This is a genomic window from Mycolicibacterium wolinskyi, from assembly GCF_002101965.1.
Lineage (GTDB): Bacteria > Actinomycetota > Actinomycetes > Mycobacteriales > Mycobacteriaceae > Mycobacterium > Mycobacterium wolinskyi.
Genome location: NZ_LQQA01000023.1, coordinates 184620 through 201945, shown reverse-complemented (window position 1 = coordinate 201945; position 17326 = coordinate 184620). Strand labels below are relative to the sequence as shown.

Annotated in this window: 14 protein-coding genes and 1 pseudogene; 7 read left to right on the top strand and 8 right to left on the bottom strand. The window is 67.6% G+C overall.

The window, feature by feature from the left end; all coding sequences use genetic code 11:
• Nucleotides 1-5 precede the first annotated feature (5 nt).
• Together AWC31_RS20855 and AWC31_RS20850 are read right to left on the bottom strand one after the other, a co-directional pair.
• Nucleotides 6-1654 (bottom strand): annotated as a pseudogene (locus AWC31_RS20855) (sensor histidine kinase).
• Nucleotides 1632-2336, bottom strand: a complete 705-nt coding sequence (locus AWC31_RS20850; RefSeq protein WP_067859624.1) for a response regulator transcription factor — start codon at nt 2334-2336, stop codon at nt 1632-1634. Before AWC31_RS20850 ends, AWC31_RS20855 begins: the two are co-directional and overlap by 23 nt.
• Nucleotides 2337-2525: 189 nt before the next feature.
• On the opposite strand from AWC31_RS20850, the gene AWC31_RS20845 reads away from it, so the two are divergent.
• Nucleotides 2526-2960, top strand: coding sequence for a hypothetical protein (locus AWC31_RS20845; RefSeq protein ID WP_085145967.1), 435 nt, complete (start codon nt 2526-2528; stop codon nt 2958-2960).
• Here the strand turns inward: AWC31_RS20845 and AWC31_RS20840 are convergent.
• From AWC31_RS20840 to AWC31_RS37475, 3 genes are all read right to left on the bottom strand, one after another.
• A complete protein-coding gene (locus AWC31_RS20840) occupies nt 2957-3196 on the bottom strand; it encodes a hypothetical protein (protein WP_133060197.1) in 240 nt (79 codons plus the stop codon). The genes AWC31_RS20845 and AWC31_RS20840 overlap by 4 nt on opposite strands.
• A 161-nt stretch (nt 3197-3357) precedes the next feature.
• Nucleotides 3358-3612, bottom strand: coding sequence for a hypothetical protein (locus tag AWC31_RS20835; RefSeq protein ID WP_207626395.1), 255 nt, complete (start codon nt 3610-3612; stop codon nt 3358-3360).
• An 84-nt stretch (nt 3613-3696) separates the two neighbouring features.
• The gene (locus tag AWC31_RS37475; RefSeq protein ID WP_165766011.1) at nt 3697-3942 is read right to left on the bottom strand and encodes a hypothetical protein; all 246 of its coding nucleotides are present in this window, start codon (nt 3940-3942) and stop codon (nt 3697-3699) included.
• A 123-nt stretch (nt 3943-4065) separates the two neighbouring features.
• Here AWC31_RS37475 and AWC31_RS20825 point away from each other — a divergent pair, with 123 nt between their 5' ends.
• The 4 genes from AWC31_RS20825 to AWC31_RS20810 are packed head-to-tail and all read left to right on the top strand — an operon-like array spanning nt 4066 to nt 9537.
• Nucleotides 4066-5043 (top strand): oligopeptide ABC transporter permease OppB, encoded by a 978-nt coding sequence (locus AWC31_RS20825; RefSeq protein WP_085145901.1) that lies wholly within the window; start codon nt 4066-4068, stop codon nt 5041-5043.
• 1 nt (nt 5044) lies between these two features.
• Nucleotides 5045-5968, top strand: coding sequence for an oligopeptide ABC transporter permease OppC (locus AWC31_RS20820; protein ID WP_067859586.1), 924 nt, complete (start codon nt 5045-5047; stop codon nt 5966-5968).
• Nucleotides 5965-7821, top strand: coding sequence for an oligopeptide ABC transporter ATP-binding protein OppD (locus tag AWC31_RS20815; protein WP_085145900.1), 1857 nt, complete (start codon nt 5965-5967; stop codon nt 7819-7821). Before AWC31_RS20820 ends, AWC31_RS20815 begins: the two co-directional genes overlap by 4 nt.
• A 39-nt stretch (nt 7822-7860) precedes the next feature.
• On the top strand, nt 7861-9537 hold the full coding sequence (locus tag AWC31_RS20810; protein ID WP_085145899.1) for an oligopeptide ABC transporter substrate-binding protein OppA: 1677 nt from the start codon (nt 7861-7863) through the stop codon (nt 9535-9537).
• Here the strand turns inward: AWC31_RS20810 and AWC31_RS20805 are convergent.
• Nucleotides 9527-10771, bottom strand: a complete 1245-nt coding sequence (locus AWC31_RS20805) for an alpha/beta hydrolase (RefSeq protein WP_085145898.1) — start codon at nt 10769-10771, stop codon at nt 9527-9529. The genes AWC31_RS20810 and AWC31_RS20805 overlap by 11 nt on opposite strands.
• Before the next feature lie 102 nt (nt 10772-10873).
• Here AWC31_RS20805 and AWC31_RS20800 point away from each other — a divergent pair, with 102 nt between their 5' ends.
• Nucleotides 10874-12088: an acyl-CoA dehydrogenase family protein gene (locus tag AWC31_RS20800; RefSeq protein WP_085145897.1), complete on the top strand. Its 1215-nt coding sequence runs from the start codon at nt 10874-10876 to the stop codon at nt 12086-12088.
• A gap of 79 nt (nt 12089-12167) precedes the next feature.
• Nucleotides 12168-13520: an LLM class flavin-dependent oxidoreductase gene (locus tag AWC31_RS20795; protein WP_085145896.1), complete on the top strand. Its 1353-nt coding sequence runs from the start codon at nt 12168-12170 to the stop codon at nt 13518-13520.
• Nucleotides 13521-13529: 9 nt separating this feature from the next.
• Here the strand turns inward: AWC31_RS20795 and AWC31_RS20790 are convergent, their stop codons facing one another.
• Together AWC31_RS20790 and AWC31_RS20785 are read right to left on the bottom strand one after the other, a co-directional pair.
• Nucleotides 13530-16163, bottom strand: a complete 2634-nt coding sequence (locus tag AWC31_RS20790; protein ID WP_085145895.1) for an AAA family ATPase — start codon at nt 16161-16163, stop codon at nt 13530-13532.
• Nucleotides 16160-17311 carry a metallophosphoesterase family protein gene (locus AWC31_RS20785; protein ID WP_085145894.1) on the bottom strand — a complete coding sequence of 384 codons (1152 nt, stop codon included), beginning with the start codon at nt 17309-17311 and terminating at the stop codon, nt 16160-16162. The genes AWC31_RS20790 and AWC31_RS20785 overlap by 4 nt, the downstream gene beginning before the upstream one ends.
• Between the last annotated feature and the right edge of the window lie 15 nt (nt 17312-17326).

Sequence of the window (17326 nt, the reverse complement as noted above, 5' to 3'; positions counted from 1 at the left end):
GGCGACTAGGTGCCGGATTGGGCCGAACTGTGTGTCAGCTGTGAGACTTGCCCGGCAGCCGCACGACGAACTCGGTGGCGCCGGGCTTGCTGCGGACCTCGATGGTGCCGCCATGGGCCTTGACGACGGCCGCGACTATCGCCAAACCGAGCCCCGTGCTGCCCTCGCGCCGCGAGCGCGACGAATCACCGCGGGCGAATCGCTCAAACACCTCCGGCAACAGCGTCTCCGGAATTCCTGGACCGTCGTCGGCGACGGTAAGCGTCACCGCACCCGTATCGTCGGTGCCCAGCGCGACCGTCACCGCCGTGCCCGCCGGGGTGTGCGTGCGTGCGTTGGCCAGCAGATTGGCCAGCACCTGATGCAGTCTGGCCTCGTCGCCGTCGACGACCACCGGATCCTCCGGCAGATCCAGTGCCCACTGGTGCTCCGGACCCGCGACGTGCGCGTCGCTGACCGTGTCCACGACGAGCCGGGACAGGTCCACGGTTTCGCGTTCCAGCGGACGGCCGGCGTCGAGTCGCGCCAGCAACAGCATGTCCTCGACCAGCTGGGTCATCCGCGCCGTTTCGGACTCGACGCGGTTCATCGCGTGGGCGACGTCGCCGGGCAGTTCATCGCTCTTGCGCTGCGCCAGTTCGGTGTACCCACGGATCGCGGCCAGCGGGGTGCGCAGCTCGTGGCTGGCATCGGCGACGAATTGGCGTACCCGGGTCTCACTGGCATGCCGGGCGGACAGGGCGCTGGCGATGCGGTCCAGCATCCGGTTCAGCGACGTGCCGAGCTGGCCGACCTCGGTGTGCGCGACGGCCGGGTCGACCCGGACGATGGGCGTCGGCAACCGCACCTCACCGCGGTCGAGCTCGAGGTTGGCGACCTCCCGCGCTGCCGCCGAAACCCTTGAGAGCGGCGCGAGTTGGCGGCGGATGATGAGTATTCCGCCGGTGGTCGCGGCGATCAACGCGACCGCGGCCAGCACGCAGAACATGCCGAGCACCCACAGCAGCGTGTCGTCGACCACCGCCGTCGGCAGTCCGGTCACGATCGTCTGCGCGCCGCCGTGCCGCGGGTGCAACCCGATCACGCGGTACCGCCCGAGCCCATCGAGGTCGACCGTTTCGGGCGTACGGTCGGGAGCTATCTGTGCGAGCTGTTCGGCCGCGGCCGCACTGACCACCTCACGCTCACCGTCCGCGGTGATGACGCCCGCATCGACCGGGCGGCCCGGGACGATCACCGCGCCGACGGTGCGCGCGGCCTGGCCGGGTGCGTTGAGAAAGCCTGGCCCTGGGCCTTGTTCGGGGTCGAACAGCACGCGCACGTGGTGGCCGGGCGGCATGCCATCGGACGGCCCCGGCGCGATTATCACGCGCGTCGGCCCTCTATCCGGCCCTGCCATCGGCGGCGGGAAACCCATTGGCGGGGGCGGTAATTCGAATATCGCCGCCGATCGACGCCCCGCCTCGATAACCTGATCGTCGAGCTGGTGCATCAAGAAGCGTTGCAGCGCAAACTCTGTCGCCACGCCGATGCTGGCGCACACCACCGCCAGGAGGGCGACTTGCGTGACCACGAGACGGGCCCGCAGCGTCCAGGTGCGCGGCGCCCACCACCGGGTGCCGCCGGGCGCGTCAGCGCGGAGGTCGAAGGACATACCCCGCACCGCGCAGCGTGTGGATCATCGGCTCGCGGCCGCTGTCGATCTTCTTCCGCAGATAGGACACGTACAGCTCGACGATGTTGGAGCGGCCGCCGAAGTCATAGCTCCACACCCGGTCGAGGATCTGGGCCTTGCTCAGCACGCGCTTGGCATTGCGCATCATGAACCGAAGAAGTTCGAACTCGGTCGCCGTCAGCGAGATGGGATCGCCCCCACGGGTCACCTCATGGCTGTCCTCGTCGAGCACGAGATCGCCGACGACGATCTTGGCGCCGCCGTCCTCACTGGTCACCCCGGTACGCCGCAGCAGAGCACGCAAACGCAGGACCACTTCTTCGAGGCTGAACGGCTTGGTGACGTAGTCGTCGCCACCCGCGGTGAGCCCCGCGATCCGGTCTTCGACCGAGTCCTTGGCGGTCAGCAACAGCAACGGCAGGCCGGGGATCTGTTCGCGGAGTTTGTGCAGAACGTCCAGGCCGCTCATATCGGGCAGCATGACGTCCAGCACGACCACGTCCGGCGGATTCTCGCGGGCCGAGGCGATGGCGCTGGCCCCGTCCCCGGCGGTGGCGATATCCCAGCCCTCGTACCGCAGCGCCATCGACACGAGCTCGGCGAGCACGGGTTCGTCGTCAACCACGAGGACCCGGATGGGATTGCCGTCCGCGCGGCGCATGACTGCGCGCCCGGACTCGGTCTCGGAGCTGTTGGTCGTCACCACGACACCGATTATTCGCCCAGCCGATGGGCTCAGCCTGTGCCGTTTCTATGTGCGGGCTGTGAAAAACCCGCCGGCGTGCCCGACATATCGCACGCTGACGGCATGCACAGCGGGTTCACAGCCGACATCGGCACCGTTGGTCACATGAGCATCCGACAGACCCTCGCAGCGGTGGGTGTGGCGGTCGCGATCGCCGGACTGGGCGGCGCAGCGATCTACGCCGCCACGGACAACCCGGGGATGGGTGGGCACGGCGGCCCACCCGGCAGCCACGGCGGCCCACCGCCGATGGCCGCCGCCGGACACCACGACGACGATCCAGCAACGGTGCACAGCGAGGCCGTGCTCGCCGACGGAAGCGGCGGTTACACGACCTCGCTGACCCAAACCGGGACCATCACCGCGCTGTCCACCGCGTCGATGACCGTCCGCAGCGCGGACGGTTTCAGCCAGACCTATGTGCTGCCCGCGGCCGCCGCACCACCGTTCGCGGTGGCCGACCAGGTATTGGTCAGAGCCACCCGCACCGGTACGACGGCCACCGTGACAAGCATCGGTGAACCCCGCGAAAGGGGCTAGCCCATACCGTAGCCGTCTGGCAGCTCAACCTCGACCGGCGGTGTCGCCACTGACGTCTCGAGCTCCGTCGGAGCCGTTGTCTCCGTTATGGTTTCGCCGATCTCACCGCCCGGCTCCGCACCGAGGCCCGAGGCTTGGCCAAACAGCGCACCGAACGCGCCCATGGCCACCACGGCGGCCGCGCCGACACCTGCCAGCACAAGCCGATATTGCTTTTTGCGTTGTTCTCCAGTCACTCTGACCACCCATTTCGGATTCCGGTCAGGGCCCCCCGTTCAGCGGGATGGCCCGTCGAACAGTTTCACGCCGAGCGCAGTGTCCCCCCGGGCGCTCGGCCGCCACCATAAGCAGGCCGAGCGCGGGCTGTCCACCCCAGGAGGCTCCCAACCCGACATGATCAGTGCGGTTCAGCAAACCCGGAGGGCGTGGTGGCGCTGACCGACGGGGTGGCCACTGACGTTTCCGGCGAGGTCGGGGGAACCGTCTCTGTGACCGTCTCACCCGTGGTGAGTGCGGGGGGCTCGACCTCGTTCTGCGCGCCGGCCAAGCCTCCGCTCAGCCCGACGCCCGCGACGGCCATCGCCAACCCCGCGGCGGCCCCGACACCGGCCGATGCCACCTTCAGTTTCCGACGATTCTTTGCTGAATTCACCTGAGATTCACCTCCGGCAGTTCGTATTCGGCTTTTCGCCCTAGTCTGCTGACCGGGTAGCCGCAACCGCCGGAGCTGAAACCGTTACTCGGCGGCCTTTTCCTCGGACGGCAACGGCGCCGGACCCTTGATCTTCGGGACCGCCATCGAGATCATCGGCGCCGTCGGTGGCGTCGACTCGACGCTTGTCTGACCGATGTTCATCTTGGAGCCGGCCAGCGTTGCCGCCGAGCCGCCCGTCGCGGCGCCGAACACGCCGAGCGCGACGATCGCCGCACCGCCCGCGGCCGCCGCGAGCAATTTCACGTTGTTGCGTTCGAAGACGTTCATGGCATCAGTGAACGTGGGCTTTCTCCGCCCGACCTGGGTGTCGGCTGACAATTGCCCAGCACGCCGTTGCCAGCCGGCGACAACCGGCTGCTCTACCCTGTCTCCCATGGCAGGACCGACCGCATGACGCGTTTCCTGGCGCGTCGGCTGCTCAACTACCTCCTGCTGCTGGCGCTGGCATCGTTCCTCACGTTCACGCTCACCTCGTTCTCGTTCGAACCCCTCGACAGCCTGCTGTCGCGCAATCCGCGGCCACCTCAATCCGCGATCGACGCGAAGGCCGCCGAGCTGGGCCTCGACAAACCGATCCCCGTCCGTTATCTCGATTGGGCGTCCGGGGCGATCCGCGGTGATTTCGGCACCACGGTGACCGGCCAGCCGGTGGCCGACGAACTTTGGCGGCGGATCGGCGTGAGCCTGCGGCTGTTGGTGCTCGGTTCGGTGGCGGGCACCGTGATCGGTGTCGTCGTCGGCGCGTGGGGCGCGATCCGGCAGTACCGGCTCTCGGATCGCGCGGTCACCGTGGTGTCGTTGCTGGTGTTGAGCACCCCGACGTTCGTGATCGCCAACCTCCTGATCCTGGCCGCGCTGGACGTGAACTCGATCCTCGGTTTTCGGCTGTTCGAGTACACGGGCGAGACGTCGCCCGATGCGATCGGCGGTAGTTGGCCGCGGTTCGTGGACCGGCTGCAGCATCTGGTTTTGCCGACGCTGACGCTCGCCCTTGGCGCCATCGCCAGTTTCAGCCGCTACCAGCGCAACGCGATGCTCGACGTGCTGAGCCAAGATTTCATCCGCACCGCTCGAGCGAAAGGCCTGACCCGGCGCCAAGCGCTGTTCAAGCACGGCCTGCGCACGGCGCTCATCCCGATGGCCACGCTCTTCGCCTACGGGGTGGCCGGTCTTGTCACCGGTTCGGTGTTCGTCGAGAAGATCTTCGGCTGGCACGGCATGGGTGAATGGGTGGTTCAGGGCATCGCCACCCAGGACACCAACATCATCGCCGCAATCACGGTCTTCACCGGCACCGTCGTGCTACTGGCCGGTCTGTTGTCCGACATCATCTACGCGATGCTGGACCCACGAGTACGGGTGGGCTGACATGACCGATGCCTCCACCACGTCGGCCCGCTCCGGCCTGCACACCGAGGAATTCGCCACGCGTCGCACGCTGGTGCTTCGCCGCTTCCTGCGCAACCGGCCCGCGGTGGTGTCGCTCATCGTGCTGGCGGTGATGTTCGTCAGTTGCTACGCGCTGCCGCCCCTGCTGCCGTACAGCTACACCGACCTCGACTATTACGCACTGCAACAACCGCCTTCGGCCGACCATTGGTTCGGCACGAACGCGCTTGGTCAGGACATCCTGGCCCAAATCCTGCGTGGCATGCAGAAATCCATGCTCATCGGCGTGTGTGTGGCCTTCATCTCGACCATCATCGCGGCCACGGTCGGATCGATCGCCGGATACTTCGGCGGCTGGCGTGATCGGACCCTGATGTGGATCGTCGACGTACTGCTGGTGGTGCCCAGCTTCATCCTGATCGCGATCGTCACGCCCCGGCTGAGTCAGTCCGATCGGGTTTTCTGGCTGATCATCCTCCTCTCGGTGTTCAGCTGGATGATCAGCTCGCGGATCGTGCGAGGCATGACGATGAGCCTGCGCGAGCGCGAATTCGTCGTCGCGGCACGGTATATGGGTGTGAGCAGCTGGCGGATCATCGTGCGCCACATCGTTCCGAACGTCGCGTCCCTGCTGATCATCGACACCGCCCTCAACGTCGGCTTGGCGATCCTCGCCGAAACCGGCTTGAGCTTCCTGGGTTTCGGCATCCAGCCACCCGACGTGTCGTTGGGCACGTTGATCGCCGACGGCACGAAGTCCGCGACGACGTTCCCGTGGGTGTTCCTGTTCCCGGCCGGCGTGCTGGTGTTGATCATCCTGTGCGCCAACCTGGTCGGCGACGGGCTGCGTGACGCGCTCGACCCGGGCAGCGGCCAGTTGCGGCGAAAGAGGCGGCGCTCATGAGCCGGCTGCTCGAGGTCGCCGACCTGCGCGTGACGTTTCCCACCGACGCCGACGCCGTGCATGCGGTGAGGGGGGTGAACTTTCACGTCGACGCCGGCGAAGTCGTCGCGCTCGTCGGCGAATCCGGCGCGGGGAAGTCGGCCAGCGCGATGGCCGTCGTCGGTCTCCTTCCCGAGTTCGCCGAGGTGTCGGGGTCGATCCGGCTGCGCGGCGAGGAACTGGTGGGCCGCTCGGATCAGGAGATGTCGCGGATTCGCGGCCAGGCCATCGGCACGGTGTTCCAGGACCCGATGTCGGCGCTGACCCCGGTCTACACCGTCGGCGACCAGATCGCCGAGGCACTGCAGATCCACAACCGCGAGCTCGGCAAGCGTGCGGCGCAGACCCGGGCCGTGGAACTGCTCGAGCTCGTCGGCATCGCGCAGCCGGAAAAGCGCGCCCGCGCGTTCCCGCACGAGCTCTCGGGCGGCGAACGCCAGCGCGTCGTCATCGCCATCGCGATCGCGAACGACCCCGATCTGCTGATCTGCGACGAGCCCACCACCGCACTCGATGTCACGGTGCAGGCGCAGATCCTCGAAGTGCTCAAGACCGCCCGGGATGTGACAGGCGCGGGCGTGCTGATCATCACCCACGACTTGGGCGTGGTCGCCGAGTTCGCCAACCGCGCGCTCGTCATGTACGCCGGGCGGGCGGTCGAGGACGCGACCGTTGCCGAGATGTACCGGCACGCCCGAATGCCTTACACCGTCGGGCTTCTCGGATCGGTACCGCGACTCGACGCGCCGCAGGGCGCCCGGCTGGTGCCGATACCCGGATCACCGCCCGCCCTGACCGCCCTACCGCACGGCTGCCCCTTCGCACCGCGCTGCCCGCTGTCGATCGAAGAGTGCGAGGCCGGCGAACCGCCGCTCATCGAGGTCTCACCGAACCACCATGCCGCGTGCATCCGCACCGACGAGGTGGCCCGGCACACCGCTGCCGAGATCTATCAGGTGCCCGCGGCCGAGGACGAGGACCGCAGGCCGCCCGCTGACACCGAGGTGGTCCTGCGGGTTCGTGACCTGGTCAAAACCTACAAGCTGACCAAGGGCGTGGTGTTCCGCCGTCAGGTCGGCGAGGTCAAGGCGGTCGACAACATCAGCTTCGAACTGCGCCAGGGCCGCACGCTGGGCATCGTCGGGGAATCGGGTTCGGGCAAATCCACCACCCTGCATCAGATCCTGAACTTGACCGCGCCGCAGGCTGGTTCGATCGAAGTGCTCGGCGCCGACGTCGCCGCCCTGGACCGGCGCTCTCGCCAAAGTCTGCGCACCGACCTGCAGGTGGTGTTCCAAGACCCGGTGGCATCCCTGGATCCCCGGCTCCCGGTCTTCGATGTGCTGTCAGAGCCGTTGGCGGCCAACGGTTTCAGTAAGACCGAGATCCGGGACCGGGTGGCCGAGCTGTTGGACGTGGTAGGCCTGCGCGCGACGGATGCCAGCCGCTATCCGGCCGAATTCTCCGGAGGTCAGAAACAGCGCATCGGCATCGCCCGCGCGCTGGCCACCCGACCCAAGATCATCGCCCTCGATGAACCGGTGTCGGCGCTCGACGTCTCGATCCAGGCCGGCATCATCAACCTGCTGCTGGATCTGCAGGACAAGTTCGGACTGTCCTACCTGTTCGTCTCCCACGATCTGTCGGTGGTCAAGCACCTCGCGCATGACGTCGCGGTCATGTACAAGGGTGCGATCGTCGAGCACGGTTCGGGCGACAGCGTTTTCGTCAACCCGCGCCACGAGTACACCCGCCGGCTGCTGGCCGCGGTGCCGCAACCGAAGCCCGGCGACGGCGACTCCACGTCCGGGTAATGCCGCACGGTGGCGGCGGTTGCCTCTAGCATCGGCGGAATGAACGGGATCAAACTCCGTCGCTTCGCCGTCGTGGCCCTCGTCAGCGCGCTCACGCTGAGCGCGTGTACCGGCGGCAACCAAGAGGTCCCGTCCGCCGGCGGCGAGGCCGAGGTGGGCGCGACCAACGACATCAATCCGCAAGACCCGGCGAACCTGCGGCAGGGTGGCAACCTGCGCCTGGCACTGCCCGCGTTTCCGCCCAACTTCAACACCCTGCACATCGACGGAAACGAAGCCACCCTCGGGGCGCTCATGCGCGTGACCCTCCCCCGCGCATTCCGCGTCGGACCGGACGGCTCGACCACCGTCAACACCGACTACTTCACCAGCATCGAACTGACGAGCACCAGCCCGCAGGTCGTGACCTACACGATCAACCCCAAGGCGGTGTGGACCGACGGCACCCCGATCACGTGGGAGGACATCGCGTCACAGATCCACGCCACCAGCGGTAAGGACAAAGCCTTCATCTCCGCCGTCCCGCTCGGTGCCGATCGAGTCGCATCGGTCACCCGCGGGGTCGATGACCGGCAGGCGGTCATGACGTTCGCCCAGCCGTACTCGGAGTGGCGGGGCATGTTCGCCGGCAACGCCATGCTCTTACCCAAGAGCAGCACTGCCAACCCGGAGGTGTTCAACAAGGGTCAGCTGAACGGCCCCGGCCCGTCGGCAGGCCCGTTCATGGTGTCCAATCTCGACCGGGGCGCACAGCGAATCACGTTGACCCGCAACCCGAAATGGTGGGGCAACCCGCCGCTGCTGGACAGCATCACCTACTCGGTGCTCGACGATGCGGCCCGAGTTCCGGCACTGCAGAACAACGCACTCGACGCGACGGGCGTGGCCTCGCTCGATGAGTTGACCATCGCCCGCAACACCCCGGGAGTCTCGATCCGGCGGGCTCCGTCACCGAGCTGGTACCACTTCACGTTCAACGGCGCGCCCGGTTCGATCCTCGCGGACAAGGCGCTGCGGCTCGCGGTCGCGAAGGGTATCGACCGCCAGGCCATCGCGAACATCAGCCAGCGCGGGTTGGTCGACACCCCGACGACGCTCAACAACCACATCTACGTCGCCGGGCAAGAGGGCTACCAGGACAACAGCGAGGTGGTGGCGTTCGATCCGGAGAAGGCAAAAGCCGAACTCGACGCGCTCGGCTGGAAACTCAACGGGCAGTTCCGCGAGAAGGACGGCAAGCAGCTCGTGATCCGGGATGTGCTCTACGACTCGCTGAGCACCCGCCAGATCGCGCAGGTCGCCCAGAACGGGCTCGCGCAGATCGGCGTCAAATTGGAGATCGACGCCAAGCCGGGCGCGGGCTTCTTCACCGACTGGATCATTCCCGGGAACTTCGACATCGCCCAGTTCTCGTGGGTCGGTGACGCGTTCTCCCTGTGCTGCCTCAACCAGATCTACACCACCGGCGCGGAGAGCAACTTCGGCAGGATCAGCAGCCCGGAGATCGACGCGAAGGCCGAGGAGACGTTCAACGAACTCGATCCGGCGAAAGCCCGGACCCTGGCCAACGAGATGGACCAGCTGATCTGGGCCGAGGGTTTCAGCCTCCCGCTGTTCCAGTCGCCGGGCAACCTCGCGGTGCGCAGCAACCTGGCCAACTATGGGCCGGCCGGCATCGGCGACCTCGACTACACCAAGATCGGGTTTATGAAGTAGCGGACCGCCGGACGGGCAGCATCGATTCGAGTGCGGTCGCCGCGGAGATCGCTGACACGAGCAGCCGTACCGGGGTGCGCCCCGGTAGGGCGTCGAGTTCGGGGGCCGTGGCCGGAAGTTGTTCTGCGGCGTCGTAGTATATCGCGCGCATCACTGCGAAGGCGGCCCGTTCGCGCGTGTCGAGAATGCTGTGCGCGGCGGACGGCAGGCGCACCAGCACGGCATCGGGAATCAACGACGCGACCCGTTCGGCCACCGCAGGCGGCGTCGTGAGATCGCGCCCGCCGGACACGACCACCGTGGGCCAGTCGAACTTCGGCATCTCGGCGATCAGATCGTAGGGCTCGGTGTCGAACGGCTCGTAGAACTTTGTGCTGCTTGCCATCTCACCCAGCTCGAGCGCGGGGTCGAGCGGCAGCCCGTCCGGCACACCGGCATAGTTCAACTCGCGGAACGCAATCCGCCCGACGAGGTCGGCCTCGTTGCGGTATGGGGCCTTGCGCATCGACAATCGGCCCATCCGTCGCAAGGCCGACCACACCAGTGTGTGCCCATGCAGCAGCAGATCGAGCTGGCGGTCGAGCAGCCGTGCACCGCCGTAGCCGTACAACAAACCGGCGAGCTGACCACCTGACGACTTGAACACACCGTCGGCAACCAGACGGCGGACCTTGGGCGCCATCTTCGCGGTCTGCGGATCGCACCCGTTCCACAACAGATCGCGTATGGCGGTTCGCATCTCCTCGATGTCGTCGGTGGACAGCAACGGCGAGTCCAGGACCATCGCGGCGACCCGCTCGCGATGGCGCACGCCGAAGCCGGCGGCGATGTACGTGCCGTACGAGGTGCCGTACACGACCGCCGTCCGCACCCCGGCATCGTCGAGCACCGCCGCGACGTCGTCGACGACCTGATCGATCGTGATGGCCGCCGGTGGCAAGTCCGAACCGGAATCGGTGTGCCGCGACATCCCGATCCCGCGGTGCTCGACCATGATCACGTCGAGGCCGGCGGTCGCGGCACGGCGCCGCAGCCCCCGGTACTGCTGGATGGACGCGACGCCGGGACCACCGGGAATGATGACCACGGGCCGCGCGGACTTACGGCCGGTGCGGACGTAGTACAGGTCGAACTGCTCGTCGGATCCCGGCGATACCGGCCGACGTACCGCCCGCACCCCCGGTAGCGCGGCGAGTTTGTCGTGCCTTCGCCTGCGCTTGGCGTTCATCGTCATCGCGCTCCATTCTGCCCGCGCGGGGCAGCCTCGGGCGAGAGCCTTTCGTTCGAGCTGATCCAAAGCAGTGCTCGGCGTACCCGGTGTCGATACAACGTTGCTATGACGACCGTTGAGAACGTGATACGAATCCTGCCCGGCACCCCGGAGTGGTCAGATCTGCTGGCCAAGATCGCCGCGGGCGCAAAGGAGCGAGACCTCAACGACGAGAATCCCTTCGACCAGGTCAACGCACTCAAGCGGGCCGGCTTCGGCGCCCTGCGCCTGCCGGAATCCCTTGGCGGCGCGGGATTCACCGTGCCGCAGCTGTTCTCGGCCGTGATCGACGTGGCCCAGGCCGACCCGATTGTCGCCCACATCTTCCGAACCCACTTCTGGTTCACCGAGGAGCGCCTGCGCACCGCTGACGACCCGATCTCGGCACACTGGCTGCGCAAAGTTTCCGAGGGCAAGATCTTCGGCAATGCGTTCAGCGAGAAAGGCTCCTTGGCCGTCGGCAGCCTGGTGTTCAACACTCGCCTGCTGCCCGACCCGGCCGGCGGCTTCCGGCTCAATGGCGAGAAGTACTACAGCACCGGAACGCTGTTCTCGGATTACCTGACGGTGGCCGCGACCACCGACCATGACTCGGTGGCCAGCGTCCTCGTGCCGACCGACCGCGACGGCGTGCGGCTCGTCGACGACTGGGACGGCTTCGGGCAGCGCCGGACCGGAACCGGCACCACGACGTTCACCGACGTCGCGGTCGCGGACGACGAGGTGCTGGTGGACACGCCTTACGACGCCGAGCCGACGCCGACCGTCCAGTACGCATCACTGCAGCTGTTCATCCATGCCGTGGTCGCGGGCATCCTGGCCAATGTCGTCGACGACGGCGTGGCCCTGCTGCGCTCGCGCGATCGCAACTTCAACCACGCGATTGCCGAGAAGCCCACCGAGGATCCGCTGCTGCAACGCCAGCTCGGCGTGCTGGCCAGCACGGCCTACGTGGCCCGCGCGGCCGTGCTCGACGCGGCCGCGGCGATCGGCGCGGCGACGGACTCGGCGGTCGACGGGGTGCCCGATGCTCAGCTCGCGGCGGATGCGCAACTCAAGGTGGCCAAGGTCAAAGTCCACCTCGACGACGTCGCGCCCGAGGCCGCCACGCGGCTGCTCGAACTCGGCGGCGCCAGCGCGGCCAGCCGGCAGCGCAATCTCGATCGGCATTGGCGCAACATCCGCACCATCACCCTGCACAACCCCGTGGCGTACAAAGCCCGCGTGATCGGGCAGAACCTGCTGCACGGCACCCCCGTTCCCGCCAACGCGTACTTCTGATCACCACCCAGCGATTTGTGCACCTCCGGCGGCGGTCAGCGCCGCTGGAGGTGCACAAATCACAAGAAAGGGAACGACTTTGACACGGCAACTGCACCTCGGCGGGTTCCAGATCGCCTCGCAGGTGACCCACAGCCACGCCGCCTGGCGTCATCCGGGCAGTGACACCGCGTTCACCACGCCCGAGTACTACCACCGCATCGGGCGGATCCTCGAACGCGGCAAGTTCGACTTCGTGTTCTTCGCCGATCTGCTGGCCGCCCCGGTCCGGTTCGGTGACGACATCAGCGAACCGCTGCGGCGCGGCACCCAGGCCACCGCGACGCTCGACCCGTCGATCGTCGCGGCCAGCATCGGCGCCGTGACCTCGAAGCTGGGTGTGGCGATCACCAAGTCCGCCACCTATTTTCACCCGTATGAGCTGGCCCGCATCTTCGCGAGCCTCGACCACATCACCCGTGGCCGGGTGGCGTGGAACATCGTGACCTCGTTGACGCAGGGCGAGGCGCAGAATTTCGGGCACGATGAGCATCTCGACCACGAGTTCCGCTACGAGCGGGCCGAGGAGTTCGTCCGCACGGCGTTGGAACTGTGGTCCAGCTGGGACCCTGATGCGTTGGTTCTCGACAAGGCTGACGGGGTGTTCGCCGACCCATCGCGGGTACGGCAGGTCGACCATGACGGTCAGTACTTTCGCAGCCGGGGCCCGCTCAACGTGCCGCACTCACCGCAGGGCAGGCCGGTTCTGATCCAGGCCGGGTCGTCCAACACCGGGCGCGACTTCGCCGCCAGATGGGCCGAGGCGATATTCGAGATCGACCCGACGCCGGAGGGCCGGCGGGCCTACTACGACGACATCAAGTCCCGCGCAACGAATTTCGGCCGCAACCCGGACGGCGTGCTCATCTTCCCGGCGTTCATCCCGTTCATCGGTGAGACCGAGTCGATCGCCCGCGAAAAGCAGGCCTTCCACAACGAGCTGGCCGATCCGATCTCCGGGCTCATCACCTTGAGCGTGCACACCGACCACGACTTCTCCCGATACGACCTCGATGCTCCCGTGGAGAACGTTCAGGTGACGGGCACGCAGGGTCTGTTCGACACGGCCCGCCGGGTGGCCAACCGCGACAATCTCACGTTGCGCGATGTCGGCAAGTGGTACGCCCAGGGCGTGCTGCTGCCGCAGTTCGTCGGTACCGCCGCGCAGGTGGCCGATCAGATCGAGGAGTCGTTCCGGGCAGGCGAGGCTGACGGGTTCATGGTGTCGGCGGCTCAAACCCCGGGCACCTTCAACGATTTCGTCGACTACGTGGTGCCCGAGCTGCAGCGCCGCGGCCTGTTCCGCATCGAGTACACCGGTGACACGCTGCGCGATCACCTGGGCTTGACGGGCCTTTCACAACCCCACGAGGTCGCGCACGCAGTGGCGTAACCAGCCCCGCTAGGCGATCAATTCGATGTGGTGGGCACCGCCCACGCTTGCGTAACGCTCAGGGCTGCAGGTCAAAACGATCACCTGACCGTCACCGCCCACCGCGTCGAACACCGCGCCCATCTTCGTCAGCCGGTCGGCGTCGGTGAAGCCGAGCGCATCGTCGATGATGACGGGCACGCTGTCCTCCTTCGCGACCAGTGACGCACCGGCCAGCCGCGCAACGATCGCGAGCTGTTCTTTGGCACCGCCCGACAGAGATTCATAGGGCACGGTGCGACCGGACACCGTGCGTGTGCAGATGCGCAGATCGCTGTCGACGTCGACCTCGAAGTCCTCGCCGAACACCAGGCGGCCCAGGCGCTGCACCTCGAGCCGGAACGGATCGGCATAGCGCTGGCGGGTCGCGTCACGGTGCCGAGCCATCACCGACCGCAACAGTTCAGCCGCGCGCGCCCGGCGATGAGCCTGCAAATACTCGGATTTCGCGCGCTCACGTTCGGTTTCTGCGGCGTCGAGCAGCCCTTTGCGTCCTTGAGTTCCGTACACCTTCAGCTGTGCCGTGACGTCCCGCAGGCCCTCGAGGGCCGCCTCGTGCCGGATCTTGAGCACCTCGGCGCTGCGCGTGGCGTCGTCGAGCTCGGCGGTCACCGAATCCGGTGCCGTGCACGACAATTCGTCGCGTAGCGCGGCGACCCGGCCCGCCGTGGCTTTGGCCTGCTCGTCGTCGGCCTGGGCCTTGACGGCCAGGTCGTCGTCGGTGGTCGCGGCGCGCTGCACCTCAAGGCGGCCGCTGCAGACGGTCAACTCGGCCTGCGCGGCAGTCAGCTTCTCGCGCAGCACACTGAGCCGAGTGTTCTTCTCGGTCAGCCGCCGGGCCGCGGCGGCGACCACCTTGCGGCTGGTCTCGCAGTCCGCGACGGCTTGGCGGTGCGCTGCCACCGCAGCATCGAGTTCGGTTCGGGCCGAGGCGATGTCGGCCGGCCCCTCCAATTCGAACAATCCAGCCTCAGCCGGTTGGTCCTCGCGCAGGACGGCCAGCCGTGACCGCAGCGCCGCCACGTCGTCATCGCCCGTCAACGCGTCCAGCGTGGCACGCAACCGGTCCCGGCTTCCGAGCAGCTCGCGGCGGCGGCTGTCGAGTTCACGTGCACCTTCGACACTTTCGGCGCCCACCGATGCCAGCGCGGCGGCCAGCACACCCTGCGCCTTGTCGAGCTTGGCGCGCGTTTCGGCCGCCGGCGTGCCGGGCAGCACCCGCACGGTCAGCACGCCAGGCACGTCCACCTCGGTCTGGGCGGTGGTGGCCACCGACCACGCCACCCCGCCCTGCAGGGCCACCTCGGCGTCGCCGACCCGGACATCGAGGTCGGCCTCGGCGACGAGTTCGATACGCGCCGAGGCGAGTTCGGCCTGACCGGCCGCCCGGTCGACCGCTGCGGCGGCCGCTTCGATGGCCCGCATCGCCGTGTCGTCGATCGTGATGTGAGCAAGTTCGTTGTCGACCCGGTCGAAATCGCGTGCCGCGGCGTCGATCTTCGCAAGGCGAGCTGCGAGCCGGTCCGCCTCGTCGCGGTCGGAAAGCCGTTGTACAGCCGCACGAGCCGCATCGACGCGGTCCGCATGGGCGTGCACCGCGGCCTGCGCCTCCTCGACCGCGGTTTCGGCTGCCTCGTGCACCTCATGCGCGGTCTCGGCATCGGAACCGGCCGTGACGAGTTCGGTCTCCAATGCGGCGATCGACGCGGTGCGCTCATCGATGTCAGCGCGGAGCCGGCGCCGCTCGGTCAGGGCGGCGACCGACGCGGCGTGGGCGACCTGTGCCGCGTCGGCAACCACCTCGGCCTCTTTGAGCCGTTGGACCAGGGCGGCGACCGCCTCGGCTGCCGTGCGCGCGGCCGTCAACCGCACCACCGCCTGCTCGCGTTCCTGCGCCAGTCCGGTCACCTCGGTGCTGAGCTCCTGGTGACGGCGCACCGCGTCGTCGACCTCGGCGACCGCGGCCGCGCACCGTGCCACCTCGGCATCGGCGGCTTGCAGTCGTTTGACCGCGGCGGCCCACTCCCCCGTTGGCCTGCCGGTCGCGGTGAAGTACCGCGAATACTCGGCCTCGATGCGCTCGACGAGGAGCGGTTCGTCACCGGACAGCGTCACCGCCTCACCGGCCGCGACGTCCAGGGCGCGGGCCAGCGCATCGGAGCCCGACAGATCGACCGGCGCGGTCGACGACGCCTGCAGCACCCGTTGCGCCTGCCACAGATCGGTGTCGACGGTCTCGGCGAGCATGGTCAGGACACGCTCATGCGCCTCGTCACCGCTGAGTTGTTCACGCGCGGGAGCCAGCACGGTCAACTGTGTCTCGGCACGCTTGTGGAAGCGCTTGCGGTACACGAAACGATAAGGGCCGGTGGAGATTTCCGCGGTGACCTCGGCGCCGACATCGGCATGGGTCGGCTTGACCTGCTTGACGTCCTTCTTGGTCGAGCGGTCCTTGGCCTCGAGCAGCAGATCGAGCGCCTCGATCATCGACGACTTGCCGATTTCGTTGGCACCACTGACCACCACCACGCCGTGATCGGGAAACTCGATCTCGCGGTGCGTGATACCGCGGTAGTTGGTCAAGACGAGCCGATGCAGTTTCATGCCGCGCTCCCCCGGTCGACCAGCCGCAACAACAAGCCCAGTGCTGCGCGTGCGTCGTCGGCGTCGTCGGCGTCCGAGCGCGCCGTCGCCACCAGCTCATCGACTGCCGCCGCGGCGAATCCGCCGATACCCAGATCGTCGAATTCGCCGTCGGCAGGAAGAACAGCGATCTCGGTGTGGCGTTCCCACAGCGTGAGCGCCGCGAACAACCGGGCGTACTTGTCCAGGCACGCGTCGAGAGCGGCCTTGTCGGTGACGGTCAGCGAACCCGTCAGCGCGAGCCGCACCACGGTGCGCTCCTTGTCGTCCAGCAGGTCGAGGTTGATGTCGAGATCGGCGACGTCGCGGTCGTTGTCGACCGAGCGGCGCAGCGTCACGAACCGCCAGCGACCGACCCGTTCAGAGCTCACGCGGACCTCACGACGCGGATCTGCCTCGTCGATGTCGACCACGAGCACATGCCCAGGATCGGACTCGATGTCGTCATAGTTGGTCACCTCGGGCGAACCGGAGTACCAGACCCGGCCGCTGCTGCCGACCTTCATGCGAGAATGCTTGTCCCCCAAGGCCACATAGTGCACCGCACCACGGGCCAGGGCCGCCTCCACCGGCGCCAGCCGGATCAACGACGGCTTGTCCTTGCCGGGGTCGAGGATGTCGACGCCGCCGTGCCCGACCACCACCCGCGTGACGCCGTCGGCGGGCAGATCGGCCAGCACGTCACCGACCAGGTCGGTCGTCGGAGCCTTCGAACGCCACGGCGCGGCGACGATCTGCAGACCGGGCCGCACGTCGTGTACGCCTGCTCGATCGAGGACGACGACGTTGTCCGGGCATTCAGCGATGAACAGCGCGCTGGTGTAGACCGACGACGCGTCGAGCGGATCGTGGTTGCCGGGCAGCAGGTAGACCGGGACCCCGATGGCCCGCATGGCTTCCAGCGACTGGCTGACCTCACGCGGCGCCAACTGGTTGTGCTCGAACACGTCACCGGCCACAACCACGAACTCCGCGTCGGTCCGGCGCGCCAGTTCACCCAGGCCTGCGACGGCGTCGCGGCGCGCGGCCGAGTACCGGGGCTGCGCTTCACCGTTGAGAAAGTGACGGGTCATACCGAGCTGCCAGTCGGCGGTGTGCAGAAATCGCATCGCGGGCCCGTCCTC

Bases quoted from the DNA above. Each gene is read 5' to 3' on its own strand.
- AWC31_RS20845 (WP_085145967.1), top strand. From the start codon at position 2,526: ATGAGCATCCGACAGACCCTCGCAGCGGTGGGTGTGGCGGTCGCGATC.
- AWC31_RS20810 (WP_085145899.1), top strand. From the start codon at position 7,861: ATGAACGGGATCAAACTCCGTCGCTTCGCCGTCGTGGCCCTCGTCAGC.
- AWC31_RS20825 (WP_085145901.1), top strand. From the start codon at position 4,066: ATGACGCGTTTCCTGGCGCGTCGGCTGCTCAACTACCTCCTGCTGCTG.
- AWC31_RS20800 (WP_085145897.1), top strand. From the start codon at position 10,874: ATGACGACCGTTGAGAACGTGATACGAATCCTGCCCGGCACCCCGGAG.
- AWC31_RS20815 (WP_085145900.1), top strand. From the start codon at position 5,965: ATGAGCCGGCTGCTCGAGGTCGCCGACCTGCGCGTGACGTTTCCCACC.
- AWC31_RS20850 (WP_067859624.1), bottom strand. From the start codon at position 2,336: ATGCGCCGCGCGGACGGCAATCCCATCCGGGTCCTCGTGGTTGACGAC.
- AWC31_RS20805 (WP_085145898.1), bottom strand. From the start codon at position 10,771: ATGACGATGAACGCCAAGCGCAGGCGAAGGCACGACAAACTCGCCGCG.
- AWC31_RS37475 (WP_165766011.1), bottom strand. From the start codon at position 3,942: ATGAACGTCTTCGAACGCAACAACGTGAAATTGCTCGCGGCGGCCGCG.
- AWC31_RS20785 (WP_085145894.1), bottom strand. From the start codon at position 17,311: ATGCGATTTCTGCACACCGCCGACTGGCAGCTCGGTATGACCCGTCAC.
- AWC31_RS20820 (WP_067859586.1), top strand. From the start codon at position 5,045: ATGACCGATGCCTCCACCACGTCGGCCCGCTCCGGCCTGCACACCGAG.
- AWC31_RS20790 (WP_085145895.1), bottom strand. From the start codon at position 16,163: ATGAAACTGCATCGGCTCGTCTTGACCAACTACCGCGGTATCACGCAC.